The 9,279-nt window shown below is 61.6% G+C and carries 10 protein-coding genes and 1 pseudogene; 8 read left to right on the top strand and 3 right to left on the bottom strand.

Features of this window, described 5'->3' with window-relative positions:
* Positions 1-460: 460 nt before the first annotated feature.
* Together HWN72_RS21255 and HWN72_RS21250 are read left to right on the top strand one after the other, a co-directional pair.
* Positions 461-889 (top strand): carboxymuconolactone decarboxylase family protein, encoded by a 429-nt coding sequence (locus HWN72_RS21255; protein ID WP_037517356.1) that lies wholly within the window; start codon positions 461-463, stop codon positions 887-889.
* On the top strand, positions 886-1,389 hold the full coding sequence (locus tag HWN72_RS21250; protein ID WP_008828039.1) for a cupin domain-containing protein: 504 nt from the start codon (positions 886-888) through the stop codon (positions 1,387-1,389). The genes HWN72_RS21255 and HWN72_RS21250 overlap by 4 nt, the downstream gene beginning before the upstream one ends.
* Here HWN72_RS21250 and HWN72_RS21245 read toward each other — a convergent pair.
* Positions 1,386-2,279 (bottom strand): LysR family transcriptional regulator, encoded by an 894-nt coding sequence (locus HWN72_RS21245; RefSeq protein ID WP_008828040.1) that lies wholly within the window; start codon positions 2,277-2,279, stop codon positions 1,386-1,388. The genes HWN72_RS21250 and HWN72_RS21245 overlap by 4 nt on opposite strands.
* A 142-nt stretch (positions 2,280-2,421) precedes the next feature.
* On the opposite strand from HWN72_RS21245, the gene HWN72_RS21240 reads away from it, so the two are divergent.
* The 6 genes and pseudogenes from HWN72_RS21240 to HWN72_RS21215 all read left to right on the top strand — a co-directional run bounded on the left by HWN72_RS21240 (position 2,422) and on the right by HWN72_RS21215 (position 7,202).
* Positions 2,422-3,855: an MFS transporter gene (locus HWN72_RS21240; protein WP_008828041.1), complete on the top strand. Its 1,434-nt coding sequence runs from the start codon at positions 2,422-2,424 to the stop codon at positions 3,853-3,855.
* Between the two features lie 16 nt (positions 3,856-3,871).
* Positions 3,872-4,855, top strand: a complete 984-nt coding sequence (locus HWN72_RS21235; protein ID WP_008828042.1) for an aldo/keto reductase — start codon at positions 3,872-3,874, stop codon at positions 4,853-4,855.
* 20 nt (positions 4,856-4,875) lie between these two features.
* A complete protein-coding gene (locus HWN72_RS21230) occupies positions 4,876-5,733 on the top strand; it encodes an aldo/keto reductase (protein ID WP_211151294.1) in 858 nt (285 codons plus the stop codon).
* Between the two features lie 22 nt (positions 5,734-5,755).
* Positions 5,756-6,055 carry an aldo/keto reductase gene (locus tag HWN72_RS21225; protein ID WP_008828044.1) on the top strand — a complete coding sequence of 100 codons (300 nt, stop codon included), beginning with the start codon at positions 5,756-5,758 and terminating at the stop codon, positions 6,053-6,055.
* Positions 6,045-6,362 (top strand): annotated as a pseudogene (locus HWN72_RS21220) (DDE-type integrase/transposase/recombinase); the annotation flags it as partial. The gene HWN72_RS21225 and the pseudogene HWN72_RS21220, both read left to right, overlap by 11 nt.
* A 132-nt stretch (positions 6,363-6,494) precedes the next feature.
* Positions 6,495-7,202 carry a Crp/Fnr family transcriptional regulator gene (locus tag HWN72_RS21215; protein WP_008828045.1) on the top strand — a complete coding sequence of 236 codons (708 nt, stop codon included), beginning with the start codon at positions 6,495-6,497 and terminating at the stop codon, positions 7,200-7,202.
* A gap of 43 nt (positions 7,203-7,245) precedes the next feature.
* Here HWN72_RS21215 and HWN72_RS21210 read toward each other — a convergent pair whose 3' ends face one another.
* Entirely contained in the window at positions 7,246-8,568 is a 1,323-nt protein-coding gene (locus HWN72_RS21210; protein WP_008828046.1) for an ATP-binding protein, read from the bottom strand.
* On the bottom strand, positions 8,561-9,238 hold the full coding sequence (locus HWN72_RS21205; RefSeq protein WP_008828047.1) for a response regulator transcription factor: 678 nt from the start codon (positions 9,236-9,238) through the stop codon (positions 8,561-8,563). The genes HWN72_RS21210 and HWN72_RS21205 overlap by 8 nt, the downstream gene beginning before the upstream one ends.
* Between the last annotated feature and the right edge of the window lie 41 nt (positions 9,239-9,279).

Raw genomic sequence — 9,279 nt, 5'->3', positions numbered from 1 at the left:
CCGGCAGCTTTCCCATCCCATACGTGTAACGCTGGCCGTAACGAGACCGGCAGGTGCTGGACGATATACAGAGGTTCGCCGCCATTCCCACCCGCAAAATGGAGAGGGCTGCTGCTGACCAACTCACCCCATTTGATTAGCTCAGCTTATCGCGACATGCGTACTTGGCCGTCTAATCGCTAAGAGGCTGTCGCGCTAACCTCTGCCTCGAAGCAAGAGGACACCCTCTACCTCTCAGAGGACGCCTTCCCGAAGGCAACCGGCACCAGCGACAAGGAATTTTTCAAGATGTCTGGTGCCCGGCACATCGAGACCTACTGGGTGCCTGAGTACGTCGAGCTCGCGCTCAGCAAGCTGGTGCCGTTCTTGTCGCGCACGTTGAGCGCCTGAAGGGTCGCGGTCAGGTAGCCCGCGTTCCCTCCCACGGCACCGTCATTTTCGAGAAGGATGGATTATCGGTATGAAGACAATCACGCGCAGCCTCATCCTCATGTCAGGCACAATGCTCGGTTTAGGGATACCGGGTTTGGCCCAGGCTCAGACCCCCGCAGCGAAGACCGCCAGCCAGCCGTCGCGCGCGCAGCAACTGATGGGCGACATCGATCCCAAGCTGGCTCAGCTGACGGACGAAGTCCTGCTCGGTGATGTATGGGAACGGCCTGGCCTCGCCAAGCGGGACCGTAGCCTCGTCACTGTCGCGGCGCTGATCGCCCTCAATCACCCCGAACAGTTGCGCTCACATATGCAACTCGCACGCCGCAATGGCGTCACTGAGACAGAGATCGTCGAGGCCATCACGCAGCTCGCCTTCTATGCGGGCTGGCCCAATGCGATCAACGCCGTCGGCGTCGCACGTGAGGTGTTTCATCCCAAGAGCGAGGCTGAATGATGCGCGGACTGAGAAAAGCGGCGATGACCATCGGCGCGGCATGTCTGCCGATGCCTGCCGTGGCTGGCGACAACCAAGGAACGATATCGGGTGTTTCCGTCATCCGGGAAGGCTCGAGCGATAAATCCATTGGCGCGGCCGCCAACTTCACGGGGACCGCGCAAGTCGAGGGCCGCTTCCAGCGCGAGGCGCCGGCACGTATCGGCGGCGGCACCGTAACCTTCGCGCACGGCGCGCATACCGCGTGGCACACGCATCCGCTCGGCCAGACCCTCGTGGTTACGCGCGGTCACGGTTTCGTGCAGCAATGGGGGCAGCCGGCCGAGCGGTTCGGACCGGGCGATGTCGTCTGGATCGGCCCCGGCATCAAGCATTGGCACGGCGCAGGGCCCGACGAAGCAATGACCCACGTTGCGTTGACGGAGAGCAGCAATGGCCAGTCCGTCGCATGGGATGAGCTTGTCAGCGATGCCCAGTACGCGGACGCGGTCGGCCATTAGCCGCGATAGCGCAAAGTCTCCACGAACAGCGCGAAAGCCGGCGATGCGTGGCGACGGCTGGGATAATAGAGGTGGTAGCCGGGAAAGGGTTCGCACCAGTCTTCCATCACCCGGATGAGCTCTCCACGCTCGATGTGGGGCATCACCTGATCCTCCGGGAGATAGGCAAGTCCCAGCCCATCGAGTGCCGAGTTGAGGCGCAGACTGATGTTGTTGAAAACCAGCTGCCCTTCGATCCGGACATTGACCTCGTGCCCGTCCTTGTCGAGATCCCAGGGAAAGATGCCGCCATAGGTCGGCAGCCGGATGCCGATGCAGTTATGAGCGGTCAGATCCTGGGGTGAACGCGGCGCGGGATAGCGGGTGAAATAGTCGGGCGAGCCGACGACGGCCATGCGCAGGTCTGGACCGATGCGTACCGCGATCATGTCCTTGGCCAGCTGGTCGCCCAGGCGCACCCCGGCATCGAACCCCCCGGCGACGATATCGGTCAGTCCATAATCGACGACGATCTCTACGCTGATATCGGGATTGTCAGGCAGCAACTTGCGCAACGCCGGCTGCAGAACGGACACTGCGGGATGCTCTCCCGCGTTGATGCGGATCTTGCCGGAGGGCTTGTCGCGTAATTGGCTGAGCGAGGCCAGTTCCTGTGCGATCTCCTCAAAACGCGGCGCCACAGTATCGAACAGGCGGTGACCCGCTTCGGTTGGTGAGACGCTGCGGGTCGTTCGGGTCAGCAGGCGCAGGCCCAGTCTTTCCTCTAGCCCCCTAATCGTCTGGCTGAGCGCCGACTGAGAAACACCCAACTGAGCCGCCGCGCGCGTGAAGCTGCGTTCGCGAGCTACCATCACGAAAGCCGCCAGCTCATTGTAGTTCTCGCCTGCCATTGATTAGACCACCTTATGGCGACATGCCGATTATGGCGCCTAATCGCATTCCGGTGCTGAGGCTATATCCAAACCGACAATTCCCCGTGCTGCCTGTGCCGGATTGCCGGGCAGCCTGACGAACCTTCGGATCGACCTCACAATGACGCAGCGCCTTCAACCTTCCGGCGAACCGCACAAGAGCGCCATTCTGGCGATCATCCTCGTGAGCTACGTGATGATCGTTCTCGACATCTCGGTCGTGCTAACCGGCTTGCCCAAGATCCACGACCAGCTTGGCTTCAGCGAGGCCAACCTCGCCTGGGTGCAGAGCGCCTACACGCTGACTTTCGGGGGCTTCATGCTGCTGGGCGCGCGCGCGGGAGACATCCTCGGACGGCGGCGGATGTTCGTGACGGGCCTTGCCATCTTCACGCTGGCATCCCTCGCAATCGGTGCGTCGCCGTCAGCCACTTGGATGCTGTGGTGGCGGGCGATCCAGGGCCTTGGCGCAGCCGTTCTGGCGCCTTCGACCCTGGCCCTGCTTCAAACTAACTTCGCCGAAGGTCATGAACGCACTCGTGCCGTTTCGTATTATGCGGCGGCCGCAGGTGCATCGGCGACGGTCGGACTGGTCCTTGGCGGCGTCTTGGCCGAATGGGTGTCCTGGCGCGCCGGGTTTTACATCAACCTGCCAGTCGGCATCGGCCTTATCATCGCGTCCTATCGCTGTATCGAGGAGACGCCAAAGCACACAGGTCGCTTCGATCTGCTTGGCGCCCTCACTTCCACGCTGGGCATAGGTGGTCTGGTCTTCGGCTTAATCCGGTCGGCGCAAAACGGATGGAGTGATCCGATCACGATCGTGTCGATTGCCTCAGCGGTCGTGCTCATCGCCGTATTCGTCATGATCGAGCGTCGCGCTGCCCAACCGATCCTGCCGCTGGATCTCTTTTCGAGCCGGGTGCGTTCGGGCGCCTATGCTGCCCGGGTGCTCTATCTGGCCGCCATGGTCGGGTTCTTCTTCTTTACGACCCTCTACCTGCAGGAGGTGAAGGGCTACGGCCCGGCAAAAAGCGGTCTCGCGTTCATCCCGGCGACCATTCTCCATGTGCCTTTCGCCATTGCATTTCCCCGACTGGTCAAGACGTTCAGCGCGAACCGCCTGATGGTCGTGGGCATCGTCATCGGTATCGCGGGTATGGCGCGGCTGAGCTTCGCGGACGCGGGCTCACCCTACATTGCGGGGGTCGCACTGCCGATGCTGCTGATTGGCGTGAGCCAGGGCCTGACGCTCAGCCCGCTGACGTCGGCGGGCGTGGCCGGGGTGGATAACGCGAATGCAGGCGCTGCCTCGGGGGCCGTCAACGTCGCGCACCAGATCGGCAGTTCCGTTGGTCTCAGCGTCCTCGTCGCGGTCGCGGGCGTCGCAAGCGCTGGGCTTCAGGGACAGGCTTTCGCCGTCAGGCGCATTGGCGCCGCGTTCGAAACCGGCACGGTGATGCTGGTTCTCGCCTTGCTGGTGGTGCTCACCACGATCGTCGCCGCAGACAAAGTCTCACAAACCAGACCCTTGGGCGCCACCGGCGCCGCTTGAACAAAGGACAGTTCCCATGAAAACACGTGAACTCGGCCGTACTGGCCTCGAAGTTTCGGAAATCGGCTTTGGCTGCATGGGTCTCAGCTTCGGCTATGGCCCCCCGATGGAGCGCAGCGCAGCAGTAACGCTGATCCGCGATGCCTACGCGCGAGGGGTGACCTTCTTCGACACGGCGGAAGCCTATGGCCCCGGTCTCAACGAGGAAGTGGTGGGCGAGGCGCTGGAGCCAATCCGCGACGAGGTGGTGATCGCAACCAAGTTCGGCTTCGTGAACGGCGTTCCGGCGCAGGGCCTCGACAGCCGCCCGGAGCGTATCCGCCAGGTTGCCGACGAGGCGCTGGGGCGCCTGCGCACCGACAGCATCGATCTGTTCTATCAGCACCGCGTCGATCCCAACGTGCCGATCGAGGATGTGGCAGGCACCGTGAAAGACCTGATCGCAGCGGGCAAGGTCAAGCATTTCGGTATGTCCGAGGCCGGGATAGATGCGATCCGCCGTGCCCATACCGTGCAGCCGGTGGCAGCGCTGCAGAGCGAATATTCGATGTTCTGGCGCGAGCCGGAGAATGCACTGCTGCCGGTGCTCGATGAACTCGGGATCGGCTTCGTCCCGTTCGCTCCGCTGGGCAAAGGCTTCCTGACGGGCAAGATGAGCGCCGATACGGTGTTCGCCAAGGATGACTTCCGCAGCACGGTTCCGCGCTTCCAGACCGACGCCCTTGAGGCCAACCGGGCTCTCGTCGAACTGGTCACGAGCCTCGCGGCCGAGAAGAACGCAACCCCCGCGCAGGTGGCTTTGGCCTGGCTGCTGGCCCAGCGCCCCTCGATCGTGCCGATTCCCGGCACGACCAAGCTGCACCGGCTTGAAGAAAACCTCGGTGCTGTCGCCCTGGAACTGAGCGAGCCTGATCTGGCCCGTATTCGCGACGCGTTGACCGCTATCGAACTGGTGGGCGAGCGCTATCCGGCATCCGCGCAGAGCCTCGTCAATCGCTGATTTGAAACTAAGGATTTCCCATGTCCCAATCCGTTCCCAGCGTCACGTTGAACAACGGCGTGGAAATGCCCAGCCTCGGCTTTGGCGTTTTCCAGGTTCCCGATCCGTCAGAATGCGAGCGCAGCGTGCGTGACGCCATAGATGTCGGCTACCGCCTGCTCGATACCGCCACGTCCTATGGCAATGAAGAAGCCGTCGGGTACGCCATCCGTAGGCACGGCATCGACCGCCGCGAGCTGTTCGTCACCACCAAGCTGTGGATCGAGGACGCCAGCTATGACGGCGCGAAGGCGGCCTTCGAGCGTTCGCTCAACAAGCTGCAGCTCGACTATCTTGACCTCTGGCTGATCCATCAGCCCTACGGCGACGTTTACGGCGCATGGCGGGCCATGCAGGACCTGCACCGCGAAGGCCGCATCCGGGCCATCGGTGTGAGCAACTTCTATCCCGATCGCCTTCTGGATTTCGTGCTGCACAACGAGATCGCGCCCGCTGTCAACCAGATCGAGATTCACCCCTTCCACCAGCAGGACGAGGCGCATGCCTTGCTCGAGGAATACAAGGTTCAGGCGGACGCCTGGGGACCTTTCGCCGAAGGCAAGAACGGACTGTTCAGCAACGAGTTGCTCGCCTCGATCGGTGCTAAGCACGGCAAAAGCACCGCCCAGGTCGTCCTGCGCTGGCTGAACCAGCGCGGTATCGTCGCGATCCCCAAGTCGGTCCGTAAGGAGCGCATGGCCGAGAACTTCGCGATCTTCGACTTTGCCCTCGATGACGAGGATATCGCCGCGATCGCCACGCTCGACCAGAAGGCCAGCAGCTTCTTCGACCATCGCGATCCGGCGATGGTGAAATGGCTCGGCACCCGCAAGCTCTGATCGAAAGGCGAAACCATGTCAGATGAAGCAGCATCAGGGCAGGTCAGCCGGCGTGGCCGGTACGGGCGTTGCCCTCGCGGCGCTCGGCGCGGGTACAGGCAGGGCAGCCAGCGCCACCGCAGCAACGGCCCCAGGCAAGGCGGACCAGGCCGGCGATCGTCGCAAACTGGGCTCGCTTGAGGTCTCCGCCGTCGGTCTCGGTGTCCAGAACATGCACCGGACCTATCAGACGACCATTCCAGACCGTGCGGAGATGATCCGCGTCATACGCGCGGCTTATGATAGCGGCGTCACCCTGTTCGACACGGCGGAAGTTTCTTGATTGCCCATGGTATGGCAGCCGCCAGATGGTCCGACTTCTGCATGATGTCGGTCGCCGGCGGGTGCGGCGGCTGATGGGGAAGATGGGCCTGACACCGATCTACCAGCGATCCGCATCCACAACACCGGATCTATCCGTACCTGCTGCACAAGCTGGCGATTGAGCGGCCCAATCATGTGTGGTGCGCCGACGGGACCTACATCCCGATGCGGCGTGGTTCCTATACCTGGTAGCGATCATGGATTGGGCGACCCGCAAAGTGCTGGCCTGGCGCCTGTCGAACACGATGGGTGCTGGCTTCTGCGTCTGACTCGACGACGGGGCCAAGCACAACAACCGCCATCTTGGATTCCACCGCATAAATCAACAAATGACAATAACTTTTATCAATGTTTAATTTTGGGATGTCCGTGTATGCGATGAGGGTGCGAACAGGTTCGTGAACAAACTCAGTGAACTGGTCGAGCTGGCGCCCGATGATGTCGCAATGTTGGAAGCAGTCACGGCGCGAAGTCGGAAATATGCCGCTCGGCAGGATGTAATCCGCGAAGGTGACAGACCCGGCCCGGTGTTCGTATTGCTTGAAGGCTGGGCTTGCCGCTACAAGATTCTGCCGAGTGGAACGCGGCAGGTGATGGCATTCCTGATGCTTGGCGACTCATGCTATCTTCACGTGAATATTCTGGCGGAGATGGACCACAGCATCCAGGCAATTTCCCCGGCGATGATAGCCACTATCTCGCGATCCGAAATGCAGGAAATACTGGATGATTATCCGAACATCGCGCGGGCCATGTACGCAGCGCAGCCCATCGACGAGGCGACAATGCGGGCCTGGATCGTCAGCATGGGACGCCGCAGCAACATCGAGCGCGCGGCGTACCTGATGTGCGAACTCTATGTCCGCGCAAGGAGTATCGGCTTGGCTGACGACGACAGTTTTGCATTTCCCTTATCCCAGCTGATACTTGCGGATGCGCTCGGAATGACGGCTGTGCACATTAACAGGGTACTCAAGGAATTGCAGCTGCGCGGAGCGACGGAGCTAAATCGCGGCAGTCCGAACATTATTAATCCGACAAAACGCGTTCAGATAGCCGGGTTTGACGAGAACTACCTTCATCGACGTTTGAATAATACGTTTTGAACTACGGCAGAAAAGTGTGCCTTGGGTTCCCATGGCCGCGCAATCACAAGGTGCCGATGGGTATTGCTATCGTTACGCCCAGCCCCGGCATTTTATCTTCCAGTCTGATTTCACCGCCATGGGCACTCGCAACCGCCGCCGCCAGGCTCAACCCAAGACCGTTACCCGGCGTCGTCCGGCTCGCTTCGCCACGGTAGAAGCGGCGGACCAGGGCCGATCGTTCCTTGTCGGAAACGCCAGGACCATTGTCCGCTATCTCAACCAGGGCGAAACTGGCCGATTGCCGTAACGAGAGGCGGATTTGTGTTCCTCGCGGCGTATGAATGCGCGCATTGTCGAGAATGTTGCTGGCCGCCTGCGCGAGAAGTTCACGGTCGCCAGCCACGTGAATATCGGGCTCGATCGCCCATATCAACTCTTGCCCGCAGTCCAGTAAAGCGGGCTGGAAACCATCGGCGACAACTTCGACGAGCGCGGACAAATCGATCCGCGCAAACCCTCTACTCAGGCCGCCGCCTTCCACTTCGGTTATGCGTAATATGGCGCTGAAGAGTCGAAGAAGATGGTCGCCCTGCGCTATAGCCCGTTCAACGGCTCCTTCGGTTTGCCCGACCTGATCGAGTTCGCCGCGCAGCCGTAGCAGCGGGGTGCGAAGGTCATGGGCCACGTCGCTGGATACCTGGCGCAAGTTCTCCATCAATCCTGCGATGCGATCGAGCATGGCGTTGAGTGCACAAGCGACCCTGTCGAACTCATCTTGTCGGCCGCTGACGGCAATGCGACGGGTTAGATCGCCGGCGACGACGGCGTTGGCGGTTTCGGTCACGACCGACAGTCGATGCACCAGATAACGGCCAAGCAGCACGGCGCCGATGGCTCCGGTCGCAAGTACCAGTACGAATGCACCGCCGAACAGTGCGAGGATGGTGCGATCGATCGCCGCGATCGCCACTGAATCGAGCCCCACCGCCAACCTGCTGCCGTCGGAAAGCGTAACCGCCTTGATGCGGATCGTGCCATCCTCATCGCGCATTCCTGGCAATCGGGCGGTCGTGAAACCAACCGCCGGCTTGGCGAACGCAGCATGCCCTCCCAGCCGTCGGCCTGTGGTTGCGAACAGCGCGTAGCTGAAGGCATGCCGGGTTCGCCACGCTTCGCGTCGCTCGATCTCGCGGATAAGAGCGGCATCCAGTCCTTCCTGCGCAAGATCTTCGAGTTCTTCGGCGATCACTCCGTCGCGCTGATGCCGGAATTGCGCATCGGCGGCGAAATAGACGGCCGTGCCCAAGACCAGGATCGCAGCCGCGAATGCCCCGGCGTAGGAGAATGCAATCCGATATGCGGCGCTTGAGCGGATGTCAGGCATCGATGCGCATGCGATATCCCACGCCCCGGACGGTCTCGATCAAATCGCAATGGAACCCTTCGCGAAGCTTGGAACGCATCCGACTGAGATGGCTTTCGACGATGTTCGTCTCAGGATCGAAATGAAATCCCCATACCTGCTCGAGTATCATGGTCCGGGTCACCGCCTTGCCGGCGTTGCGCATCAGCACTTCCAGGATACCGAATTCGCGCGGCTGCAAGTGGATGGGACGCCGTCCACGCGTCACTTCCCGGCGCAGCATGTCGATCACGACATCGCCCACTTCCAGACGGGTCACCGCGGAGTTGATCGGCGGGCGACGCAGCAGGGCATTCACTCTCGCGACCAGTTCTGCCAGAGCAAAAGGCTTCACGAGATAATCGTCCGCGCCTGCATCCAGCCCGGCTACGCGATCCGCGATGCCGCCCTTGGCCGTGAGCACCAGGACAGGTGCCAATACCCCCGCCTCGCGCAGTTTTCTGAGGACATCCAGCCCCTCCAGCCCTGGAAGCATGCGGTCGAGGATTACGATGTCGAAACTCTCGCCGGTTCCAGCCTCGATTGCTTCCAGGCCGCTTTCGACCATATGGACCGCAATGCTGCAGGCGGCGAGGCCGCGTTTGACAAAAACGGCCGTTGCCGGATCGTCTTCAGCCAGAAGTGCGCGCACGATAGCAAACTCCTGCAGTTTCACCCTGCGGCGGTGATTAA

The organism is Novosphingobium sp. HR1a (assembly GCF_015594425.1).
Taxonomy (GTDB): Bacteria; Pseudomonadota; Alphaproteobacteria; order Sphingomonadales; family Sphingomonadaceae; genus Novosphingobium; species Novosphingobium resinovorum_A.
The sequence above is the reverse complement of the archived record's forward strand: the minus strand, read 5'-3'. Positions and strand labels throughout refer to the sequence as shown.